The sequence below is a fragment of the Halorubrum salinarum genome (assembly GCF_013267195.1).
Lineage (GTDB): Archaea > Halobacteriota > Halobacteria > Halobacteriales > Haloferacaceae > Halorubrum > Halorubrum salinarum.
Genome location: NZ_CP053941.1, coordinates 1,144,928 through 1,164,871, shown reverse-complemented (window position 1 = coordinate 1,164,871; position 19,944 = coordinate 1,144,928). Strand labels below are relative to the sequence as shown.

22 protein-coding genes are annotated in these 19,944 nt (G+C 70.3%); 7 read left to right on the top strand and 15 right to left on the bottom strand.

What is annotated here, in order from left to right; translation table 11 throughout:
- Position 1 precedes the first annotated feature (1 nt).
- The 6 genes from HPS36_RS05900 to HPS36_RS05875 all read right to left on the bottom strand — a co-directional run bounded on the left by HPS36_RS05900 (position 2) and on the right by HPS36_RS05875 (position 5,022).
- Positions 2-1,060, bottom strand: a complete 1,059-nt coding sequence (locus HPS36_RS05900; protein WP_173229100.1) for a sulfite exporter TauE/SafE family protein — start codon at positions 1,058-1,060, stop codon at positions 2-4.
- The gene (locus tag HPS36_RS05895) at positions 1,050-1,214 is read right to left on the bottom strand and encodes a DUF7512 family protein (protein WP_173229098.1); all 165 of its coding nucleotides are present in this window, start codon (positions 1,212-1,214) and stop codon (positions 1,050-1,052) included. The genes HPS36_RS05900 and HPS36_RS05895 overlap by 11 nt, the downstream gene beginning before the upstream one ends.
- Before the next feature lie 401 nt (positions 1,215-1,615).
- Positions 1,616-2,791 carry an inorganic phosphate transporter gene (locus tag HPS36_RS05890; RefSeq protein WP_173229096.1) on the bottom strand — a complete coding sequence of 392 codons (1,176 nt, stop codon included), beginning with the start codon at positions 2,789-2,791 and terminating at the stop codon, positions 1,616-1,618.
- 12 nt (positions 2,792-2,803) lie between these two features.
- On the bottom strand, positions 2,804-3,262 hold the full coding sequence (locus HPS36_RS05885; protein WP_173229094.1) for a YeeE/YedE family protein: 459 nt from the start codon (positions 3,260-3,262) through the stop codon (positions 2,804-2,806).
- The gene (locus HPS36_RS05880) at positions 3,263-3,820 is read right to left on the bottom strand and encodes a YeeE/YedE family protein (protein ID WP_173229092.1); all 558 of its coding nucleotides are present in this window, start codon (positions 3,818-3,820) and stop codon (positions 3,263-3,265) included.
- Positions 3,821-3,828: 8 nt separating this feature from the next.
- Complete coding sequence (locus HPS36_RS05875) at positions 3,829-5,022, bottom strand: MBL fold metallo-hydrolase (protein ID WP_173229090.1); 1,194 nt, start codon at positions 5,020-5,022, stop codon at positions 3,829-3,831.
- A gap of 247 nt (positions 5,023-5,269) precedes the next feature.
- On the opposite strand from HPS36_RS05875, the gene HPS36_RS05870 reads away from it, so the two are divergent.
- Both HPS36_RS05870 and HPS36_RS05865 read left to right on the top strand, forming a co-directional pair.
- Complete coding sequence (locus tag HPS36_RS05870; protein ID WP_121563529.1) at positions 5,270-5,515, top strand: sulfurtransferase TusA family protein; 246 nt, start codon at positions 5,270-5,272, stop codon at positions 5,513-5,515.
- Positions 5,516-5,517: 2 nt separating this feature from the next.
- Positions 5,518-6,117, top strand: a complete 600-nt coding sequence (locus HPS36_RS05865) for a DsrE/DsrF/DrsH-like family protein (protein WP_173229088.1) — start codon at positions 5,518-5,520, stop codon at positions 6,115-6,117.
- Between the two features lie 48 nt (positions 6,118-6,165).
- On the opposite strand, the gene HPS36_RS05860 is transcribed toward HPS36_RS05865, so the two are convergent.
- The 7 genes from HPS36_RS05860 to HPS36_RS05835 all read right to left on the bottom strand — a co-directional run bounded on the left by HPS36_RS05860 (position 6,166) and on the right by HPS36_RS05835 (position 10,903).
- Positions 6,166-6,807 (bottom strand): DUF1641 domain-containing protein, encoded by a 642-nt coding sequence (locus tag HPS36_RS05860; protein WP_173229086.1) that lies wholly within the window; start codon positions 6,805-6,807, stop codon positions 6,166-6,168.
- 2 nt (positions 6,808-6,809) lie between these two features.
- The gene (locus HPS36_RS05855; RefSeq protein ID WP_173229084.1) at positions 6,810-7,955 is read right to left on the bottom strand and encodes an NAD(P)/FAD-dependent oxidoreductase; all 1,146 of its coding nucleotides are present in this window, start codon (positions 7,953-7,955) and stop codon (positions 6,810-6,812) included.
- Positions 7,952-8,188 (bottom strand): sulfurtransferase TusA family protein, encoded by a 237-nt coding sequence (locus tag HPS36_RS05850; protein ID WP_173229083.1) that lies wholly within the window; start codon positions 8,186-8,188, stop codon positions 7,952-7,954. The genes HPS36_RS05855 and HPS36_RS05850 overlap by 4 nt, the downstream gene beginning before the upstream one ends.
- Positions 8,189-8,299: 111 nt before the next feature.
- Positions 8,300-8,893, bottom strand: coding sequence for a class I SAM-dependent methyltransferase (locus tag HPS36_RS05845; RefSeq protein WP_173229081.1), 594 nt, complete (start codon positions 8,891-8,893; stop codon positions 8,300-8,302).
- 2 nt (positions 8,894-8,895) lie between these two features.
- Positions 8,896-9,027 (bottom strand): hypothetical protein, encoded by a 132-nt coding sequence (locus HPS36_RS16985; protein WP_268898304.1) that lies wholly within the window; start codon positions 9,025-9,027, stop codon positions 8,896-8,898.
- A gap of 88 nt (positions 9,028-9,115) precedes the next feature.
- Positions 9,116-10,399 carry a M20 family metallopeptidase gene (locus tag HPS36_RS05840; RefSeq protein ID WP_173229079.1) on the bottom strand — a complete coding sequence of 428 codons (1,284 nt, stop codon included), beginning with the start codon at positions 10,397-10,399 and terminating at the stop codon, positions 9,116-9,118.
- Between the two features lie 87 nt (positions 10,400-10,486).
- Positions 10,487-10,903, bottom strand: coding sequence for a helix-turn-helix domain-containing protein (locus tag HPS36_RS05835; protein ID WP_173229077.1), 417 nt, complete (start codon positions 10,901-10,903; stop codon positions 10,487-10,489).
- A 162-nt stretch (positions 10,904-11,065) separates the two neighbouring features.
- Here HPS36_RS05835 and HPS36_RS05830 point away from each other — a divergent pair, with 162 nt between their 5' ends.
- A complete protein-coding gene (locus HPS36_RS05830) occupies positions 11,066-11,506 on the top strand; it encodes a DUF302 domain-containing protein (RefSeq protein ID WP_137717580.1) in 441 nt (146 codons plus the stop codon).
- Positions 11,507-11,587: 81 nt separating this feature from the next.
- Positions 11,588-12,523, top strand: a complete 936-nt coding sequence (locus tag HPS36_RS05825) for an NAD-dependent epimerase/dehydratase family protein (RefSeq protein ID WP_173229075.1) — start codon at positions 11,588-11,590, stop codon at positions 12,521-12,523.
- Between the two features lie 73 nt (positions 12,524-12,596).
- On the opposite strand, the gene HPS36_RS05820 is transcribed toward HPS36_RS05825, so the two are convergent.
- Entirely contained in the window at positions 12,597-13,364 is a 768-nt protein-coding gene (locus HPS36_RS05820; protein ID WP_173229073.1) for an Lrp/AsnC family transcriptional regulator, read from the bottom strand.
- Between the two features lie 162 nt (positions 13,365-13,526).
- Between HPS36_RS05820 and HPS36_RS05815 the strand changes: the two genes are divergently transcribed.
- The gene (locus tag HPS36_RS05815) at positions 13,527-13,763 is read left to right on the top strand and encodes an HVO_0649 family zinc finger protein (protein WP_173229071.1); all 237 of its coding nucleotides are present in this window, start codon (positions 13,527-13,529) and stop codon (positions 13,761-13,763) included.
- Positions 13,764-13,800: 37 nt separating this feature from the next.
- On the opposite strand, the gene HPS36_RS05810 is transcribed toward HPS36_RS05815, so the two are convergent.
- Positions 13,801-16,173, bottom strand: coding sequence for an amino acid permease (locus HPS36_RS05810; RefSeq protein WP_173229069.1), 2,373 nt, complete (start codon positions 16,171-16,173; stop codon positions 13,801-13,803).
- A 284-nt stretch (positions 16,174-16,457) separates the two neighbouring features.
- Here HPS36_RS05810 and argS point away from each other — a divergent pair, with 284 nt between their 5' ends.
- Both argS and prf1 read left to right on the top strand, forming a co-directional pair.
- The gene (gene argS, locus HPS36_RS05805) at positions 16,458-18,266 is read left to right on the top strand and encodes an arginine--tRNA ligase (RefSeq protein WP_173229067.1); all 1,809 of its coding nucleotides are present in this window, start codon (positions 16,458-16,460) and stop codon (positions 18,264-18,266) included.
- 419 nt (positions 18,267-18,685) lie between these two features.
- The gene (prf1, locus tag HPS36_RS05800; RefSeq protein ID WP_137717575.1) at positions 18,686-19,936 is read left to right on the top strand and encodes a peptide chain release factor aRF-1; all 1,251 of its coding nucleotides are present in this window, start codon (positions 18,686-18,688) and stop codon (positions 19,934-19,936) included.
- Positions 19,937-19,944 lie beyond the last annotated feature (8 nt).

The window sequence follows — 19,944 nt, the reverse complement described above, 5'->3', positions numbered from 1 at the left end:
ATCAGTCCGCGGCGGTGGGCCGCTGGTCCCGCGACACGCGGAGCGAGCTTATTGCCGTGTAGAGGACCGCGACCGCGACGACGACCGCCGCGCCGATGACGAGCACCAGCCCGAGCAGTTCGAGCGTCGCGTTACCCAGGTAGGAGCCGACCTCGCCGACGCCCACCGCGACCGCGCCGACCAGCAGCATCCCGCCGAAGTACACCTTGATCCCGTCGGCGTCGACGACGGCGGTCGCGGCGGACCCGACCCGGGCGCCGAGCGCGCTGCCGAACAGCAGCGGCACGACGATCCCGAGGTCGACGCCGCCGCCCTGCCCGTAGAGGTAGCTCCCGAGGCCGCCGGAGAAGACGATCTCGAAGAGGTCGGTGCCGACCGCGACGGGCACCGGGACGCCGATCGCGTAGATCATCGCGGGCATCCGGATGAAGCCGCCGCCCACGCCGAGGAAACCTGACAGGACGCCCGTCGCGAAGGCGACGGCCGTGATGACCCACGCGGAGACGCGGACGTCGCCGCGGAGCGTCACCATCGGCGGGATCCGGACGGTCCGTTGGATCTTCTTCGCGACCTCGGGGATCTCGTACTCGTCGAGGTCCCTGTCGGCGGCCTCGTGGTCGACGCCGCCGCCGCCGTCGCCCTTCAGGGCGTCGCGGGTGACCATCGCGCCGACGCCGCCGAGCAGGACGACGTAGGCGACGCTGATGACGCCGCCGGCGAGCCCCAGCGATTCGAGGTAGTAGACGCTGGCGCGCCCGGCCTCGATGCCGATCGTCGTCCCGGTGATCATGATCACGCCGAGCTTGTAGTCCACCTGCCCGAGGTCGTGGTGTTTCAGCGTCGCGATGACGGCCGTCCCGAAGACGAACGCCATCCCGCTCCCGACCGCGACGGGCGCCGGGTACTCCAACATGAGCAGGGCCGGCGTGACGAGGAACGACCCGCCCATGCCGAAGAACCCGAACAGGACGCCGACGACGAGGCCGAACCCGGCGAACAGAGCGAGCATCTCCGGACTCGTTCCCAGGAACCCGGGCCCGGCGAGGAGGTTACCGAGCACTCGCGTCACCTCCGACGAGGAGCCGCATGAGAGCGGGCCCGACGAGCCGTTCGAGGCCGGCGTAGCCCACGTACAGCACGAACGCCTCCACGAGGATGGCGCCGATGAGCAGGGCCGTCTCCGGGTCCCACGTCGGTATCTCTAGTCCAGCCATCGATTCTCCCTCTCGCTGCTGACCGCGGTATTTCGCTGTTGGCACATTTCTGCTCGGTCTCACCTATCCGCCTCGTGCCTATAACGGTTTTGGGACTATCGTACAATACTATATTCGGGTAACCTCGACCGGAGTACCGATAACTTACGGAGAACGTATCCCCGTCGCGCGGGTCTGCGAGCCCCTACGGCGTGCGGTCGCGGCGCGGTCGCGCGCGGCCCGAACGGTCCCGCCGGTGGTCGGTTCGATCTCCGGGTCGCTCGGCGGTCCCGATCGGTGTCGGCGTCCGAGACCGTCCGGGCCCGGCCGGCGGCCCCGCCGCGGAGGGCGTCGATCCGCTCGGCTACGACTGACGGAAAAGCGAACCGCGGAGTCGCCGCCGGGAGGTTACGACACCGCGATCACAAGACCGCGACCGCGACGGCGTACGCGAGCGCGAACGAGAGGGCGAACGAGCCCGCCCACGCGCCCACCGTCGCGAGGATCTTCCGCGCGTCCACCGCGTCGCGACCCCCCACGGCCGCGCCGCTCCCGATGATCGCGCTCACGACGATCTCGTTGAACGAGACGGGGACCCCGAGCAGCACCGCCACCTGCGCGATCAGGAAGGAGGGGACGAGCGCCGAGATGGAGCGCCGCGGCCCGAGCGAGGAGTAGTCCCGCGCCAGCGACTTGATCATCCGCGGCGCGCCGGTCCACGAGCCGACCAGCATCCCGACCCCGCCGCCGACGAGGACGGCCGTCGTCGAGACCGTCCCGACCCCGTCGAGCAGCGGCAGCAGCGGCCCGACGGCCAGGCCGACCTGACTCCCGCCGGCGGAGAACGCGACGAGCGACCCGAGCGCGAGCAGCACGCGCCGCAGCCCTCCCGACTCGTCGCGGCGCACATCCCACCAGACGACGGCGGCGATGCCCAGCGCCGCGAGGCCGGTGACCGCGACCGCCGACGCGAGTCCGTCGACCGAGAGGGCGCGTTGCGCGAGTCCGCGGACGGTCCCCGGCGCGGCCCCCTCGCCGAGAAAACTGAACCGGACGTTCGCGAGGACGGCGCCGACGAGCCCGGCGAGCGCCGCCACGCTGTACCGCTCGGGGACGCCGGACCGCGGGAGCACGCTGGCGATCCCGAACGCGATCCCGCCGCCGACGAACGGCGTCAGGATCCAGACGGCGCCGATCTGTTGGTACTTCGCCCAGACCGGCGTCCCGCCGAGCGCGAGGCCGACGCCGACGACGGCGCCGGTCACGGTGAACGCGGTCGCGATCGGGATCCCGGTGGTGATGCCGACCGCCATCAGCCCCGCGCCCAGCAGGAGCACGAGGATGACGCCGGCGACGGGCAGGCTGATCCCGCCCACGAGGCCGCTGCCGACGGCCTCCGAGACGTTCCCGCCCTGAGTGACGGCGCCGGCGAAGCCGAAGACGCCGACGAGGAGGGCGGCCCGCATCGTCGAGACGGCGTTCGCGCCCACGGCGGGGGCGAACGGGGTCGCGCCGCTCGACCCGGCGCCGATCACCCACGCCATGAACAGGCTCGCGAGCGCGGCGCCGGCGAAGAGGGCGAGGAAGGCGAGGTCCATGGGGGCGGCGTCTCAGTCCGCGCCCGCCGGGGCGGCGTCGCGCGACTCGCTCCGGCTCCGCCAGTACCCCTGCGCGTACGCGCCGACGAACATGCCGCCGAGCGCCCAGAGGATCGCGACGTTGCCGACCCCGAGGCTCGCGTACGCCGCGCCCGGGCAGATGCCGGAGAGCCCCCAGCCGACGCCGAAGACGGCCCCGCCGACGAGCACGTTCCGGTCGAACGGCTTCAGCCGGCGCTCGTAGGGGCTCCCCGTGAGCGGCGCCGCGTCTCGGATCCGCGGCAGCAGCGCGAACGCGACCCCCGAGACGATCGCGGCCCCGAACATCACGAACGGGAGCCCGAGGTCCTCGAACTGGAGGAAGTTCAACACGACCTCCGGCCGGGCCATGTGGCTGAAGCCGAGCCCGAAGCCGAAGACGAGCCCGCCGACGAACACCAGCGGCTTGAACAGGGGATGCCGGTCCGCCATCTACGGGCTCACCCCCAGCGCGGCGACGACCTGCGCGGTCCCGATCGCCACGGTCAGGAACGTCGCGACGCCGACGAGCGACGTCCGCGACGCCGAGCCGACGCCGCAGACGCCGTGGCCCGAGGTGCACCCCTTGCCGATCCGGGTCCCGATACCGACCAGGATCCCGCCGACGAACAGCCGCCACGGCTGGACGTCGGTCGTCCACAGCGTCACGCCGGCGACCTCGTAGAGCCGGCCGGTCGTTCCGGGCTCGTACAGCGAGGTCGCGATCGCGCCGGACTGGACCGTCGCGGCGAACGCGAGCGCGCCTAGGACGATCCCGGCCGTGAACACGAGCCGCCAGTCGCGCGAGCCGACGTACCGCTGGAACCGCGACCGGTCGGAGACGTACGACAGCGTCGATTCGAGGAACGTGCTCGCCCCGGCCGGGATGCCGGTCCCGGCGTAGATGACGACGGTACCGAGGCCGACGAGCAGCCCCCCGACGGCGTACCGGCTGATCCCGTTCGGGAACAGGTCGGCGACCGCCTGCAGCAGTACTGGGTCAGCGACCATCGGCGTCGTCAGTCACCCGCGAGCGAGTCCTGGCTGGCGGCGCAGTTGTTCGGGCCGAGCTCCAGGGTGAACGCCTCCTCGTCGTCGACGGCGTTCCGCCCGAGGTTCGTCGCGATGATGTCCTCGTAGTTGGCCGGGCGCGGCGGCATGTCCGCGAGGACCAGGTCGACGAAGTCGTCCTCGTCCATCGTGAGCGCGTCCATCTCCTCGACGAGGTCGCCGATGGGCGCCGTGTAGGTGCCGTCGTCGGCCGGGACGGCCGCGTCGCTGAAGTGCGCGCCGCCGACGAGCGTGTCGTCTGGCAGCGTCAGGACGCGCTCCTGGAGCGACTCGTACAGCAGCCGCGCGGCGTCGGGGGCGCCCTCGTCGCCCTCTTCGAGGTCGGGGCGGGCGACGCTCTCGACGAACAGCCCGTCGCCGGTCGCGAGCAGGCTCCCGTCGACGAGGTAGGAGGTCATCCCGGTCGTGTGGCCGGGGGTGTAGACGGCCTCGACGGTGGCGTCGCCGACCGCGAACGCGTCGCCGTCGTCGGCCGTGGTCAGCTCGTCGGCGTACGTGACGCCGCGGTCGACGGCGGCCGCGGGGATGACGCCCTCGACGCCGCGGGCGTCGAGGTCGCGCACGCCCGAGATGTGGTCGGCGTGGACGTGCGTGTCGATCGCGTACTTCAGTTCGACGCCGAGGTCGTCGGCGTCGGCGAGGTAGCGGTCGGTGAAGGCGCGCAGCGGGTCGATGATCGCGGCCTCGCCGCCGTCGTAGAGGAGGTAGCCGAGACAGCCCGAGGAGGGGCGCTGGTACTGGACGAGTGTGCCGGCGCCGTCGTACCGCTCGACCTCGACGGCGTCGTAGATGCTCGCCCAGCCGTTCATCCCGTCCTCGAGGTGGTCGACGTCGTAGCCCCGCTCCGCGAGCGTGCCCGCGACGTACTCGCTGGCGCCGCCCTTCGCACAGAGCACGGTCACCTCGCGGTCGTCGGGGATCCGGTCGAGGACCTCGTCGTCGATCTCGTCGTCGAGGAACTCGAAGTACGGGACGTTGATCGACGTGACGGTCTCGCCGTCGATGCGCCACTCCTCGTAGTCGGACCGCATGCGCGCGTCGAGGATCGTGACGTCCTCGCCGGCGTCGATTCGGCCTTTGAGCGAGTCCGGGTCGACGGAGTCGACGTCGACGTCCGGAGTCGGAAAGTCGTCGGCGTTCATGTTTCGCAGTCGCTCCTACCGGACCGACGCACAAAAGCATTTTCATAGTATTTCCTTTTCTAAGCAATACTACTTGCCCGTAGATTCGGACATATGCGGGTGGGTCCGCCGTTACCGCTCTTGTGAACCGTCTTAACCGGTTCGGCGTTATACAGTAGTTAGTAGAATTCCCAAGAACCGACACAGTTTTACTTCACCGGGGGGTATTGTGCGATAGCTCCAATACAGACTCCGGAGCAGACACACAATGAGTGCCGAATTCGACATCGCGGAGACGCTCGACGTGAAAGGCGCATCGTGCCCCATGCCAGTGGTGAAGACCAAGTCCGCCATCGACGGCCTCGCGGAGGGCGAGGTCCTCGAAGTGCTCGCGACCGACCCCGGCAGCATGAGCGACATCGACGGGTGGGCCGACGGCACCGCGGGGGTCGAGCTCCTCGACCAGACGGAGGGCGACGACGTGTACAAACACTACGTCCGCAAGACGGCGTAACGATGAGCACGGACACATCCGACCCCCCGGGCGACGACGCGTCGGCCGAGGACGCGTCGACCGACGACGCGCCCTCCCGCGCGGAGCTGGCCGCGCGCGTCGACGAGCTCGAGGACGCGCTCGCCGAGGCCACCGACGACGGCGGCAAGAAGATGAGCATCATCGCCACCAAGGGGACGCTCGACATGGCGTACCCGCCGCTCATCCTCGCCAGCACCGCGGCCGCGTTCGGCTACGAGGTGACCGTCTTCCACACGTTCTGGGGGCTCGACATCCTCCACGAGGAGCGGTCGAAGCGCCTCAAGCTCAGCTCCGTCGGCAACCCCAACATGCCCGTTCCCAACGCGGTCGCCGCGCTCCCCGGGATGGACCGCGTCACGACGAAGATGATGGAGCGCCGGATCGCGGACAACGACACCGCCACGATCGAGGAGCTCCTCGAGACGAGCCTCGACATGGGCGTGGAGTTCCAGGCCTGTCAGATGACCATCGACCTGATGGACTACGACGAGGACGACTTCTACGACGGCGTCACCACGGGCGTCGGCGCCGCCACCGCGCTCCAAGACATGGCCGAGGCGGACATCCAGCTGCTCGTCTGACCGCCGCGAAGCGAACGCCCGGTTCCGATTCTCGAAAAGCGTTCCCCGTTACTGCGACCCCCCAGCGGTGCGCTCGCGGTCGGCGCGCTCGCGACCGATCGCGCTCGCCACCGCGAGCAGGTAGCCCAGCCCGTACTGGACCTCCGGGTCGCGCACGCCGCGGAGCAGCCCGACGGCGCCGACCCGTTCCGGCGGCTCGCGCTCCGCCTCGCCGACGCCCTTCAGCAGCGTCTCGACGCCGTCGCGGGTGTCGTCGTCGGCCGCGGTCTGCGCCACCTCGCCGAGCGCGGCGCCGGTGCCGGCCAGCGACGCGACCATCTCGTCGTCGAGGGCCGCGGTCGCCAGCGACCCGACCTCGGCGACTTCCGCCAGCTCGTCGAGGGTCCCACTTCGCTGGAGCTCGAGCAGCGTGTCGAGCGCCGCCCGCAGGTCGTCGCCGTTCTCGCCGACCGCCTCGGCCAGCGCCGCGGTCTCGTCGGTGGCGAGGCCGTCGGCGGACTCCGCGAGCGTCGCCCCCGTGGCCGAGAGCTCGCGGACCATCTCGTCGGAGAGCGCGCCCTCGCCCAACGCGAGCACGTCCAGCAGCTCGTTGACGGCGTCGAGCCGCTCCACGAACGCGGCGACCGCCTCCGGGTTCTCCGCGATCGCCGCCTCGAGGTCGGTCGACTCGGGCGCTTCCGTCTCGGACATGGTCAGAGCAGCCCCCGCGCGGTGAGCCAGTAGGACTCGTTGTACGCCAGCTTCGACCAGTGGAGCTTCTCCGACGGCGGCGCGGGCGACGGCGGGCGCTCGTAGTCGAACTCGACGAACGAGGCGGCGTCCATCCCCGTCTCGATGAAGCACAGGGTCTTCCCGTCGTACGTCGCCGTGGGCGGGCGTCCGCGGACCTCGCTGGCGAGGCGCCGCCCGACGACGCCGGCCTGGTAGTGGGCCACGCTGCCCGCGTTCGGGACGCCGGTGTCCGCGGTGTCGCCGAGCGCGTACACGTTCTCCGCGGCCTCGGCCTCCAAGGTGTGCTTGTCGACGTCGACCCAGCCGTCGTCGCCGAGCCCGGCCGCCTCGATCAGGTCGACGCCGCCGTGGGGCGGGATCGACACGAGGAGGTCGTAGCCGAGCTCGGTCCCCTCCATCGACGTGATCGTCTCCGCCTCGGGGTCGACCGACTCCGCGTTGAAGAACGTCTCCACGGCGATGTCCCGCTCCTCCATGATGGGGCGGGCCCACTCGGCGATGTGGGGGTTCCCGTGGACGCGCTGGATCGGGTACGTGTAGGTGATCCCGACGTCCTCGCGCAGGCCGCGCTCGCGGAACCAGTCGTCGACCATGAAGACGAACTCCAGCGGCGCCGCGGGACACATGTGGGGCGTCCCGACGACGCTCAACACGATCTCGCCCTCGGTGAACTCCAGCAGCTCGTCGCGCAGGGCGGTCGCGCCCGACTCGCTGTAGTAATTGTGCCCGCCCTCGGCGAGCCCGGGGATCCGCTCGGGTCTCAGCGTCGACCCCGTCGCCAGCACGAGGTGGTCGTACTCCGCCGCGGGCGCGGTCCCGTCGAACCGGAGCTCCTGCGCGTCCGTGTCGATCTCGGACACGCGACCGATCCGGAGGTCGACCGCGTCGTCGATCAGGTCGTCGAGCGCGCGGCGACCGTCCGCCGGTTCGCGCTCGCCGAACGGGACGTACAGCCAGACGGGCTTGTAGACGTGGTCGGGGCCGTCGTTGATCAGGGTGACCTCCACGTCGCCGGCGTCGAGCTCCGGGCCGAGCCGGTCGGCGAGGTCGTTGGCGAGCACGGTGCCGCCGGTCCCGCCGCCGAGGATGACGATGCGTTCGGTCATGCCTTCTCCACGTAGAACGCGGCGTGGTCGTCGAGCTCCTCGACGGCGAGTAGCTCGTTGCCGGCCTCCTCGGCCCACTCGGGCACGTCGGTGAGCGACTGCTCGTTGTCGCTCAGGAGCCGGACGACGGCCCCGGGCTCGGCGCCCCGCATCGCGCCGATGAGGTCCATCAGGGGACCGGGGCAGGCTGCGCCTCTGGCGTCGACGGTGTCGTCGGGTTCGATGTCGGTCATGGCTGTCTCACACGCGACGGTTGCGGCGGCAGCCTATTAGACTTGTGCGTAAATTCCATTATTCTAAAATACGCTGTTCGGCACGGACCGGTGGCGGCCGCGGCCGTGCGGCTACCGATCGAACACCAGCGCGTAGTGGTACGGCGGCAGGTCGACCCGCCGGTCGAGTTCGAACGCCGCGGCTCGCCGGACGGCCTCCTCGGTCTCTTCGGGGGACATCCGCAGCGCCGTCGGCGGGCCGCGGGCCTCGCCCCCGACGGTCGTCGCCTCGCGCGGGCGGTCGCGCCAGTTGACGACGATCAGGCTCCCGCCGGGCTCGACCGCGTCGAACGCCTCCCCGAGGAACCCGGTCCGGTCGTCGACGCCGTGGAGGGTGTTCGCCACGACGAGCGCGTCGACCGGCTCCGGGAGGAGCTCGGTCAGGTTCCGGGCGTCGCCGCGGACCGGGACGACGTTCCCGACCGCCTGCCGCTCGGCGAGCGAGGTCAGCTCGGCGAGCAGCGCCTCGTCCACGTCGACCGCGTACACCGGCGCCGGCTCGGCGATCCGGGCGGCCGGGAGCGCGAAGTAGCCGCTCCCGCAGCCGACCTCGGCGACGGACCGCCCGGCCGCGAGCCCGAGTTCCCGGAGCGTCGCGCCCGGCGTCGGCCAGAGCTTCCCCCACCAGTCCCAGTCGGGCTGGCCGGTGTTCCGAAACCGGTCCATCGTCAGCGGGCGGTCGCCGCGTCGGCGTCCGGTGAGCGGTGCGGGCGTCGCGGTCGGTCGGCCCCGGCGGCCGGCGCGTCGAGCGCGCCGCCCCCGCGGAGCCGCCCCCTCGTCGACTCAGTGTTGTACTTCATATCCACAAGTACACTATTCCAGTATCTATGTCTTTCTCACGCGGTCCGGGACCGACAGGTCGGCGGTCACCCCACTCTCCGCCGGCGGCTACCCGTCGATCCGGGCCCGCCACGCCGCCGGGAGCCGGGCGTAGACGACCGCGTTGTCGACGAGCGCGTCGACCGGGACGTGCTCGTCGGGCGCGTGGGCGGTGTCGGTCCCGAGCGCGAACTCGACGGTCGATATCCCGGCGTTCCGGAGCTTCTTGGCGTCGCCGCCGCCCGTCGCGCTCCGCCTGAAGACGCGGTCCCCGGTGACGCCCGCGGCCGTCGACGCGACGGCCTCGACGAGCGGGCCCTCGGGGTCTTCGGCGGTGCCGACGCTCCAGGAGACGTCGGCGATCGTGATCCCCTCACAGCCGGCGACGCACTCCCGGATCCCGGCGAGTACGTCGGGCGTGTGGACGCCCGCGGTGAGCCGCACGTCGACCTCGGCGCGCGCGGAGCCCGGGACGGCGTTCACCGCGTCGCCGCCCTCGAAGACGCCGAGGTTGATCGACGGGTACCGGAACAGCTCCCGGGCGGCCGCCTCGCCCATCGACGGGGCGTAGTACGCGACCGACTCCTCGACGATCGGCTCCACCTCGGCGTCGATCGCCAGCCGCTCGCCGCCGAACCGCTCGCGGATCCGCTCTACGGCGGCGTAGAGCCGGTCGACGGCGTTGACGCCGAGGGCCGGGCGGGAGCCGTGCGCCGCCTCGCCCGCCGCTTCGAGCGTCAGCCAGATGCTGCCCCGGTCGGCGACCGTGACGGAGTGACGCCCCGCCTCGCAGGTCGGCTCGCCGATCACGCACGCGTCCGCGTCGAGCGCTCCCGCGTCGAGCAGCGCCGGCAGCCCGGCGTCGCCGCCCACCTCCTCGTCGCTCACGAGGGCGAACAGGAGGTCGACGGGCGGCTCCGTGTCGGTCGCGGCGAAGGCCCGGAGCGCGAACAGCAGCGACGCCACGGCGCCCTTCATGTCGGTCGCGCCCCGGCCGTAGACCCGGCCGTCGGCGCGCTCGCCGAGCGGGTCGCGCGTCCACGCGTCGGCGTCGAACGGCACCGTGTCGAGGTGCCCGTTGAACAGCAGCGTGCGGTCGGCGTCGCCGGGGACCCGCACGAGCAGGTTCGGCTTCGCCGGGTCGACGGCGACCCGCTCGACCTCGACCGGGAGCGGGTCGAGGAACCGCTCGACGGCGGCGACGACCTCCCGCGTGTCGCCGGGCGGGTTCGACGTGTCGACGGCGAGCAGGTCGAGGGCCAGCGAGACCAGCCCCTCCCGGTTGCCTCGCACGTACTCGGCGGGAGCGTCGCCGGCGGGCGTCGGCCGCGACGCGCCCGTGTCTTCGGCCATACCGTCCCGTTCGGTCCCCGGCGGTTTAGCTGTTTTGTATATATCACACAATATAGTGTGGCGGACGGGGGTTCGTCAGCTCACGCCTCAAGGGTCGGGCGGCGTCGGCCGGTCCTCGCTCCCGTCCGGCTCTCGACCGTACCGGTCCTCGAACTCCTGAACGAGCCGGCCGACGGTCGCGTACCAGCTGTTGAGGAGCCGCCGCATCTCGCGGGCGATCGCCTCCGGCGCCTGCGGGCGGTACACGTAGTAGTAGCCGCCGTGGTCGTAGTTCACCTGTCGCCGGACGACGAGGTCGAACTCGACCAGTCGCGATATCGACCGGTGCGCCGTCGACCGCTCGCAGCCGAGCCGGTCCGCCACGTCGTCGACGGTGAGCCACTCGTCCGCCTGTTGGAGCGCCCGGAAGACCGTCTGGTCTCGGTCGTTGAGCCCGTGGATACACTCCAGGGCGTCCGGCCACTCCATGTCGCGTTCGAGGTCCTCGCGCACTGACGCGGTCATCGTACCGGGCGGTAGGGTGGCGGAGGCGGTTAAAGATGTTCCCGAACAGCACAAGACTATATCGGCCGCGGTGACGCAGACGCGGTTCGGTCGGCGTTTCGCTCGAATTTTCGGGTCGCTATCCAAAGGGTATTTGTTACGTAGGCCCAAGACGATACACGAATGACGCTTCCGATCGACCCGACCCAGATCGACCCGGACGACATCGGCGAGCAACAGACCACCCTCGAGATGGACCACGAGGAGGCGATCGAACACGTCCGCGACGTGTTCACCGACGCCGGCTTCGGCGTCCCAGTCGAGTTCTCGCCGTCCGAGATGCTCAACGAGAAGGTCGACGCGGGTCGCGACCCCTACTACGTGCTGGGCGCGTGCAACCCCGAGGTCGCCGACCGCGCCCTCGACGCGACGGACAACAAGCTCGGCGCGCTGATGGCCTGTAACGTCGTCGTCTGGGAGGAGGAGCCCGGCACGCAGCGCGTCTACCACGTCTCCATCATGCGCATCGCTCGGCTCGTGGGCATGGCGCCGGACGACGACGAGATGGCGGACATCGTCGCCACCACGGGCGAGCTCGTCGACGAGGCGTTCGAGAACCTGTAAGGTCGCGTCGCGCCCGCTCCGCCCTGCCCGTCCTCCGTTCCGATTCCACACCTACTTATTCGCGACCGCCGACGACCCCGTATGAACCTCGCCGATTCGCGCGTCCTCGTCACCGGGGGCGCCGGGCTCGTCGGGAGCCACCTCGCGGCCGCCCTGCTCGACCGCGGCGCGACCGTCCGCGTCGCCGACGACCTCTCGAAGGGGACTCGCGACCGCGTCCCCGACGGCGCCGAGTTCGTCGAGGCGGACGTGACCGATCCCGACGCCGTCGCCCGCGCGGTCACCGCCGACCTCGACGCGGTCTTCCACTTCGCGGCGTACACCGACACGAACTACGACGACGACCGCGCGCTGTTCGAGGAGAACACCGCGATGACGTACAACGTCTTGGAACGGATGCGCGAGGTCGGCGTCGACCGGTTCGCGTTCACCTCCTCGTCGACCGTGTACGGCGAGGCGCCGCGGCCGACGCCCGAGGACTACGCCCCGCTCGAACCGATCTCGATGTACGGCTCCGCGAAGCTCGCGGACGAGGCGCTGATCTCGACGTTCGCGCACTCCTACGGGATCCGGTCGTGGGTGTTCCGCTTCGCGAACATCGTCGGCCCGCGCCAGCGCGGCAACGTGATCCCCGACTTCATCCAGAAGCTCGACGACGACCCGACGGAACTGGAGATCCTCGGCGACGGCCGTCAGGAGAAGTCGTACATGCACGTCACCGAGTGCGTCGACGCGATCCAGCACGTCGTCGAACACGCGGACGACGACCTGAACGTCTACAACCTCGGGACGCGGACGACCACCTCGGTGACCCGGATCGCCGACGTCGTCAGCGAGGAGCTGGGCGTCGACCCCGCGTACAGCTACACGGGCGGCGACCGCGGCTGGACCGGGGACGTGCCGAAGATGCGGCTGTCGATCGAGAAGCTGTCCGCCCTGGGGTGGGAGCCGTCGATCGAGAGCGACGAGGCGGTCCGGCGGAGCGCGCGGGAGCTCATCGACGAGATAGTCGAGTAGAGAGCGGTCGGGCGCTGCGGAGCCGGTCGCGGCTTCGCCCGCCGCCCCGGGGCGACGGGACGGACCCGGCCGATCACGCCCGCTCGTTCGCGGGCCGGGGGTCGCCGTCGAAGGCGTCGACGAGCCGCTCCGGGAGCGCCTCCGGCGAGAACACCGAGACGAGGTCGCCCGGCTTGATCCGCGTGTCGCCGTTCGGCGCGATGTGGTCGCCGTCCCGCTCGATCCCCACGACCAGCACCTCGTCTGACAACAGGTCCCGCTGGTTGGCGGTCTCCAGCGAGAGTCCGGCCACGTCGCTGTTTTCCGAGACGGTGAACTCCACGACCTCCCCGCCGCCGACGACGGTCTGGAAGTCGGTCACCGCCGACGGGGCCCGGTCCTCCTCCGGGGCGAACTCGTGGTACGGCTGGAACGTCTCGTCGAGGACGATGTCCTCGCGCTCGATGGTCACCCCGGCCGACGAGAGCTGCTGCGCGATGCGGTTGATGTCCGTCGTGTCCTCGCCGACGGCGGTGACCACGAGGTTCTCCTGCCCGGCGAGGAGCTCTCGGACCTGGATCACTCCCGGGGTCGACAGCGCCTCGTTGGCGAGCGCCGACCGCTTGCTCACGGGGGCCGTACAGGTGAACTGCGTCGTCACCTTGCCGTTCGAGTTCTCGTAGTCGATGTCGGCGTGGTACCCCCGGATGACTCCCTGCTCCTCCAGTCGGTTGATGCGGTTGCGGACCGTCGCGGGGGTGACGTCCACCTCCTCGGCGATCATCGGCGCGGACGTGTCCCTCGCGTTCATCCCCAAGTAGTAGAGGATCCGACGGTCGATCTCGTCGGGGCGGTACGTCATGGCCCCAGCTACTGGCTATCCGGTCAAAGACGTTTTGCCCCTCACACGACGGCGCCTCGTGGCCGAGGATCGTTTCGAGAAACGCGGATTCGAAACGACTCAAATACGCATACCGCACTAACGCGGGGTAATTTTTTGTGGTTCGAAAACAGAGCGTCGCGTATGGCATCGGATCGCAGCCGCTCCCCGTTCGAACGGCTCAAGGAGCACTACGACCACGAGGAACTCGTCTGCCCGGCGTGCGGGTTCGAGGACGAAGACGGCGCGTGGGACGCCGAGGCCGACGGGGCGGACATCGTGTACACGCACGCCTGCCCCCGGTGCGGCGCGGAACGGGAACACACGCTGGAGCTTCCGGACCGCGAGACCGTCCTGGAACACGTCGAGAAGCGGCAGTGAGTCCCTGCCCGTCACCGGAGGGTCCGCGCCGACGCGGTCAGTTGCCCTCGGTCGACGTCCCGTCGGCGGGCGCCTCGGTCCGCTGTCGACCGGTCAGCGAGCGGTAGACGGGGTAGAGGTAGTCCTCGATCGGCCCCTGGACGCCGCGGTCGCCGGCGTAGACGATGACCGGGACGCCCGCCCCGTCCGCGAGGTCGATCACGCGGTCGGGCGTGCTCCCGAACACCCAGCGCCTGAGCCTGCGGGTCCGGGTCGCGCCGATCACGAGTATCCCGCCGTTCGCGGCGGCCGTCTCGACTAACCCCTCCGCGACGGTCGCCGCCTGGACGTTGTGGATCTGTACCTCCGGGGCGTCGGAGAGGCCGTCGACGGTCGCGTCCGCCGACTCCGCGCGGCCGCCGCCGCCGTTGGGATTGACGCTGACCACGTGGAGTTCCGCGCCGTCGCGCCCGAGCTGCTCGACCATCGGCAGCAGCGCCTTGTGGTGCGGGCCGCCGCCCGCGCCGACGTTGACGACCGAGGTGTCCGTCTCGTCGGTGAACCCCCGCACGAACATCACGCCGCAGGGCGCCTTGTACTCGATCGTCTCGGCCACGTCGGTGTGCTCCTCGGGATACCCCATGAGGATCTGGTCGGCGTCGCCCTCGCGGGCGGTCTGGAGGATGTCGAACGCCACGTCCTGACAGATGTGGCCCTCGACCGTGTAGTCCGCGTCGAGGTCCTCTCCCGCCAGCAGCTCCTGGATCCGGGTCACGCGGCTCTCCGCGGTCTCCCGGACGACCTCCGACGGCGTCTGCTCCGGGATCTGCGTGACGTTCAGCACGTGGATGTGGGGCGTGTCGTGCTGGAGCTTCCCCAGGGTGTCGGCGAGCCTGATGTACCGCGCGGCCCTGTCCGGGCGGGCGACCGCGACGAGCACCCGGTACCGGTCCTCGTCGCTCGCCTCGGCGTCCGCGCCGCCGCCCGTCTCTTCGGCGGCGGCCGGCTCCGGCTCGACCACCTTCTCGAACAGCTCGTCGACGGCCGGCGCCCCGCCCCACGACAGGTACGCGACCAGCAGCGCCCCGACGAGGACGACGCCGACGAGGACGCCCTTCAGCGGGAGGTTGTAGATCAGCCCGAGGTTCGCGAGGACGCCGACGATCGGGACGAGGGGGACCCCGGGCACTCGGAACCCGCGCTCGATGTCCGGGTAGCGCCGCCGCGAGTAGATGAGCGCGAGGTTGACGATCGAGAGCGGCAACAGGAGGTTCAGCGTCGCGAACCCGGTCAGCGTCGTCAGTCCCAGCTCCGTGATCGCGAGGGAGCCGACCACGGGCAGGGGGACGCTGATCTGGAACGGGAGGACGCCGCCCTCCGACGGGAACAGCATGATGAACGTGACGATCAGGAAGACGATGGTGCCGGTCGCGGTGGCGATGCTCCAGAACGGGGTGTTGTACTCCGGGTGAATCCGCGAGAAGGGTCGGGGGGCCTGCCCCTGGCGGCCCATCAGCGAGCCGATCCCGCTGGCGGCGAGTATCGAGGCGTTCGACGCGCTGACCATGCTGAAGATGGCGCCGGCGACGATGAGCGACCGCCCGATGGGGCCGAGGAAGCCGGCGGCGACCTCGCCCATCGCGGTCTCGCCCTCGCGGGCGATGACCTCCGCGGGGACCGGCGAGTTGACCATCGCGACGATCACCAGCGCGTACAGGACGGTGACGGTGATGATCGACGCGGCGATGGCGCGCGGGACGGTCCGCTTCGGCTCGATGATCTCGCCGGCGCTGGCGGCGATGGCGGAGAACCCGAAGAACGTGATGAACGCCAGCGCGGCGATCGACACGATCCCCACTACGTCCGCCGAAAAGTTCGTCGCGAAGGTGCCGACCGCCGTCGACGGGCCGCGGAACGAGAACGCGCCGCCGATGAACGCCAGCAGGACGGCCACCTTCGCCCCCGTCACGAACAGCTGGAACATCCCGCTCTCCTCGGTCCCCCGGGCGTTCAGCGTCCCGAGGAGCAGCGCGGCGAGCACCCCCGTCGTCCCGTGCGGGAGGACGTGGAACGCCTCCGGGAGCACGAACCTGAAGAACCACTCGTCCATCGTCGCGAGGTAGAACGCCGTCGTCCCGGTGTAGCCGAGGAAGAGCATCGCGCCGATGGCGTAGACGAGCGCGTCGTTCTCGAAAGTCCGCGAGGAGAACAGGTACCCTCCGCCGTTCTCGGAGTAGATCGAGGCGAACTCCGAGTACCCGGCGGCGGTGATCCCGGCGATGACGGCCGCGATGACGAACGCGATGACGGCGCTGGAGCCGATCGCCGCGACGGCGGTGCCGGAGAGCGAGAAGATGCCGGCGGCGATCATCGTCCCCAGGCCGATGGCGAACGCGATCTTGAAGTCCAGCGTCCGGGTGTGCTCAACCATCGGTGCGAAGGCGCGTCCCGCGTAACAGTTGTCCGCGTCGACCGATCGCGTCGAGTCGTGGTCTCGCCGCTATCCCGTAGAACATGGTTACCTCCTGGTCTGAACCCCGGAGACAAAATATCTCCCGGTACGATTTGCCCATGAGCCGTCCAGCCGGAGCGGAAATTATCGATTCGAAAACGGGTCGGCGGCGCGCGCCGCGGCGGCCCCGGCGACCCCTCCGTCTGTTCGGGTCCGCGGGCCGCTTCGGAAGGGCCTTTTAACCCGCCCGTCGAACGGACGGTATGTTCAGGCAGCTCCGGTCAGAGGTCGAGGCGGCGCTCGCGGACGCGCTCGCCGAGCTCGACCTCCCGACCGACGACCTCGGCATCGAACGCCCGCCGGACGACATGGACGCGACGCTCGCCTCCAGCGTCGCGTTCCGGCTCGCCGGCGAGGTCGGCGACGCGCCGCCGAACGTCGCGGCGACCGTCGCCGAGGCGGTGTCGGTCGCGGACGCGGACTACGTCGGGCGCGTCGACACCGCGGGGCCGTACGTCAACTTCCACGCGAACGAGCGCTACCTCGCCGACACGCTCGACGCGGCGGCCGTCGACCCGGCGTACGGCGCGCTCCCCGACCGCGACGCCTCGGTCGTCGTCGAGCACACCAGCGCGAACCCGACCGGCCCCGTCCACGTCGGCCGCGCGCGCAACCCCATCGTCGGCGACGCCGTGGCGAACCTCATGGAGTACGCGGGCTACGACGTCGACCGCCACTACTACGTCAACGACGCCGGCCGGCAGATGGCGGTGTTCACGTGGGCGTACGAGCGGTTCGACGAGGACGACCTCGACGCCGAGCCCGCCCGCGACCGCGCGGAATACGACCTCGTGCGCTACTACCGGAAGGGGAACGCCTTCTTAGAGGAGGCCGACCCGGACGCGGTCGAGGCCGCGGAGGCGGAGATCCAGGCGATCCTCCAGGGGCTCGAGGCCGGCGACGAGGCGACCTACGAGCGCGTCGGCGAGGTCGTCGACGCGGTGCTGGGCGGCATGAAGGAGTGTCTCGCCCGCCTGCCGGCCGAGTTCGACGAGTTCGTCAAGGAGACGCGGTTCATGCGCGACGGCTCGACCGACGACGTCGCCGCGCGGCTCAAGGAGACCGACCACGCCGTCTACGAGGAGGACGCCTGGCAGCTGGAGCTCGACGAGTGGGGGATCGACAAGAACCTCGTGTTCCTGCGCTCCGACGACACGAGCCTCTACACGACCCGGGACCTGGCGCACCACGAGTGGAAGTTCGACAACTACGACCGCGCCGTCACCGTCCTCGGCGAGGACCACAAGCTCCAGGCCGACCAGCTCGACGCGACCCTCGAACTCCTCGGCAACGACACCGACCGGCTCGGCCACGTCATCTACTCGTACGTCAACCTCCCCGACGGGAAGATGTCGACGCGGAAGGGCACGGGCGTGATGCTCGACGACCTCCTCGACGAGGCCATCGACCGCGCCCGCGACGCCGTCGAGTCCCGGATGGACGACCGCATCCGCGGCGACGACCTCACCGACGAGGACGTCGAGCGCATCGCCCACCAGGTCGGGATCGGCGCCGTGCGGTACGACATCGTCTCGAAGCAGCCCGCCAAGGCGATCACCTTCGAGTGGGAGGACGCGCTCGACTTCGAGGCGCAGTCGGCCCCGTTCGTCCAGTACGTCCACGCGCGCTGCGCCGGCATCCTCGACGAGGCCGCGGCCGAGGGCGTCGACGTGCCGGGCGTGACCGCGGACGCCGACGGCGCGGTCGACCCCGACGCGCTCGACGTGGACGCGGGCGCCTTGGAGACCGAGGCGGCCCGGGACCTCCTCCGGGAGGTCGCCCGCTTCCCCGCCGCCATCGAGGCGGCGGCCGACGACCTGGAGCCGCACACGATCGCGACGTTCACCCGCGAGTTCGCCGACGCCTACAACGCCTTCTACCGCGAGTGCCCCGTCGTGACCGCCGAGACCGACGAGCTCCGCGACGCCCGCGTCGCCGTCGTCGCGGCCGCGAAGCACACGATGGCGAACGCGCTCGACGTGCTGGGCGTCGAGGCGCCGGAGTCGATGTAGGATCGGTGTTATCGAGTTCGGCCTTCTTCGGGTGCTGACCGAAGATCGACGGCAAACACGTCCAAAGCCCCAGCCGTGAGGACAGCGCAGGCTAGCTGCGGTCTTCGGTCGCTCGCGCTGCTCGCTCCCTGTAGTCCTTGCGTCGCCTGCGCTGTCCTCACGGCTGCCCCTTTGATTCCCGCCCCACACAACACCGCCCTGCGCCTCACACCTCCCCAGCCTCGTCGGCCGCCCGTCGCTCCGCTCGGGCGACCGACTCCCTCGCGCGTGCTGTCTCGCGGCCTCCGGCCGCTCGCAGGCACGCGCCATCGCAGTCCATTTATAAGTAAACGGCCGCTTAGCGACCCGTGCGACCCGGTCTCGACGCGCCGGCCGGGAGGTCAAAGCTTACTTACACGCACGCAACCGTATTTCGGACAATGAGTAGCGACGCACAGGAGGCGAACGAGGACCGCCGGAAGTACGAGTTCCGCAAGGTCATCGAGGAACTCAAAGACTACGAGGGCTCCGGCACCCAGCTCGTCACCATCTACATCCCCGAAGACAGGCAGATCTCCGACGTGGTGGCCCACGTTACCCAGGAGCACAGCGAGGCGTCGAACATCAAGTCCAAGCAGACCCGGACCGCCGTTCAGGACGCGCTCACCTCGATCAAGGACCGACTGCGCTACTACGACACCTTCCCGCCCGAGAACGGGCTGGTGATCTTCTCCGGCGCCATCGACGCGGGCGGCGGACAGACCGACATGGTCACCCGGACGCTGGAGTCGCCGCCCCAGCCCGTCGAGTCGTTCCGGTACCACTGCGACTCGGAGTTCCTCACCGAGCCGCTCGAGCACATGCTCGAAGACTCCGGGCTGTTCGGGCTCATCGTCTTGGACCGCCGCGAGGCGAACGTCGGCTGGCTGAAGGGGAAACGCGTCGAGCCCGTCAAGTCCGCCTCCTCGCTCGTCCCCGGCAAACAGCGGAAGGGGGGTCAGTCCGCACAGCGGTTCGCCCGCCTGCGCTTGGAGGCCATCGACAACTTCTACCAGGAGGTCGCGGGGATGGCCAACGACCTGTTCGTCGACAGGCGCCACGAGCTCGACGGCATCCTCGTCGGCGGCCCCTCGCCGACGAAAGACGAGTTCCTCGACGGCGACTACCTCCACCACGAGCTTCAGGACAAGGTCCTCGGCAAGTTCGACGTGGCCTACACCGACGAGTCCGGGCTGAAGGACCTCGTCGACGCGGGCCAGGAGGCGCTCGCGGACCAGGAGATCGTCCAGGACAAAAACGACATGGAGGAGTTCTTCGAGAAGCTCAACACCGGGCAGGAGGCCACCTACGGGTTCGAACAGACCCGCCGGAACCTGATCATGGGGTCGGTCGACCGCCTGCTCATCTCCGAGGACCTCCGCTCGGACGTCGTCGTCTACGAGTGTCCGAACGGCCACGAGGAGTACGAGATCGTCGACGCCCGCCACTCGACGCCCGACCACGAGTGTAGCGAGTGCGGCGACGAGGCGGCCGTCGAGGAGCGCGAGGACGTCATCGAACACCTGATGGCCATCGCGGAGCAGCGCGGCACCGAGACGCGGTTCATCTCGACGGACTTCGAGAAGGGCGAGCAGCTGCTCGACGCGTTCGGCGGCATCGCGGGTATCCTGCGGTACTCGACCGGCGTCTAAAACGGTCC

What these genes read in the sequence shown, in the direction of transcription:
- argS (WP_173229067.1), top strand. Translation starts at nt 16,458, where the DNA reads ATGTTCAGGCAGCTCCGGTCAGAGGTCGAGGCGGCGCTCGCGGACGCG.
- HPS36_RS05820 (WP_173229073.1), bottom strand. Translation starts at nt 13,364, where the DNA reads ATGACGTACCGCCCCGACGAGATCGACCGTCGGATCCTCTACTACTTG.
- HPS36_RS05895 (WP_173229098.1), bottom strand. Translation starts at nt 1,214, where the DNA reads ATGGCTGGACTAGAGATACCGACGTGGGACCCGGAGACGGCCCTGCTC.
- HPS36_RS05865 (WP_173229088.1), top strand. Translation starts at nt 5,518, where the DNA reads ATGAGCACGGACACATCCGACCCCCCGGGCGACGACGCGTCGGCCGAG.
- HPS36_RS05880 (WP_173229092.1), bottom strand. Translation starts at nt 3,820, where the DNA reads ATGGTCGCTGACCCAGTACTGCTGCAGGCGGTCGCCGACCTGTTCCCG.
- HPS36_RS05870 (WP_121563529.1), top strand. Translation starts at nt 5,270, where the DNA reads ATGAGTGCCGAATTCGACATCGCGGAGACGCTCGACGTGAAAGGCGCA.
- HPS36_RS05830 (WP_137717580.1), top strand. Translation starts at nt 11,066, where the DNA reads ATGACGCTTCCGATCGACCCGACCCAGATCGACCCGGACGACATCGGC.
- HPS36_RS05825 (WP_173229075.1), top strand. Translation starts at nt 11,588, where the DNA reads ATGAACCTCGCCGATTCGCGCGTCCTCGTCACCGGGGGCGCCGGGCTC.
- HPS36_RS05855 (WP_173229084.1), bottom strand. Translation starts at nt 7,955, where the DNA reads ATGACCGAACGCATCGTCATCCTCGGCGGCGGGACCGGCGGCACCGTG.
- HPS36_RS05815 (WP_173229071.1), top strand. Translation starts at nt 13,527, where the DNA reads ATGGCATCGGATCGCAGCCGCTCCCCGTTCGAACGGCTCAAGGAGCAC.
- HPS36_RS05810 (WP_173229069.1), bottom strand. Translation starts at nt 16,173, where the DNA reads ATGGTTGAGCACACCCGGACGCTGGACTTCAAGATCGCGTTCGCCATC.
- HPS36_RS05835 (WP_173229077.1), bottom strand. Translation starts at nt 10,903, where the DNA reads ATGACCGCGTCAGTGCGCGAGGACCTCGAACGCGACATGGAGTGGCCG.
- HPS36_RS16985 (WP_268898304.1), bottom strand. Translation starts at nt 9,027, where the DNA reads ATGAAGTACAACACTGAGTCGACGAGGGGGCGGCTCCGCGGGGGCGGC.
- HPS36_RS05845 (WP_173229081.1), bottom strand. Translation starts at nt 8,893, where the DNA reads ATGGACCGGTTTCGGAACACCGGCCAGCCCGACTGGGACTGGTGGGGG.
- HPS36_RS05860 (WP_173229086.1), bottom strand. Translation starts at nt 6,807, where the DNA reads ATGTCCGAGACGGAAGCGCCCGAGTCGACCGACCTCGAGGCGGCGATC.
- HPS36_RS05890 (WP_173229096.1), bottom strand. Translation starts at nt 2,791, where the DNA reads ATGGACCTCGCCTTCCTCGCCCTCTTCGCCGGCGCCGCGCTCGCGAGC.
- prf1 (WP_137717575.1), top strand. Translation starts at nt 18,686, where the DNA reads ATGAGTAGCGACGCACAGGAGGCGAACGAGGACCGCCGGAAGTACGAG.
- HPS36_RS05875 (WP_173229090.1), bottom strand. Translation starts at nt 5,022, where the DNA reads ATGAACGCCGACGACTTTCCGACTCCGGACGTCGACGTCGACTCCGTC.
- HPS36_RS05885 (WP_173229094.1), bottom strand. Translation starts at nt 3,262, where the DNA reads ATGGCGGACCGGCATCCCCTGTTCAAGCCGCTGGTGTTCGTCGGCGGG.
- HPS36_RS05850 (WP_173229083.1), bottom strand. Translation starts at nt 8,188, where the DNA reads ATGACCGACATCGAACCCGACGACACCGTCGACGCCAGAGGCGCAGCC.
- HPS36_RS05840 (WP_173229079.1), bottom strand. Translation starts at nt 10,399, where the DNA reads ATGGCCGAAGACACGGGCGCGTCGCGGCCGACGCCCGCCGGCGACGCT.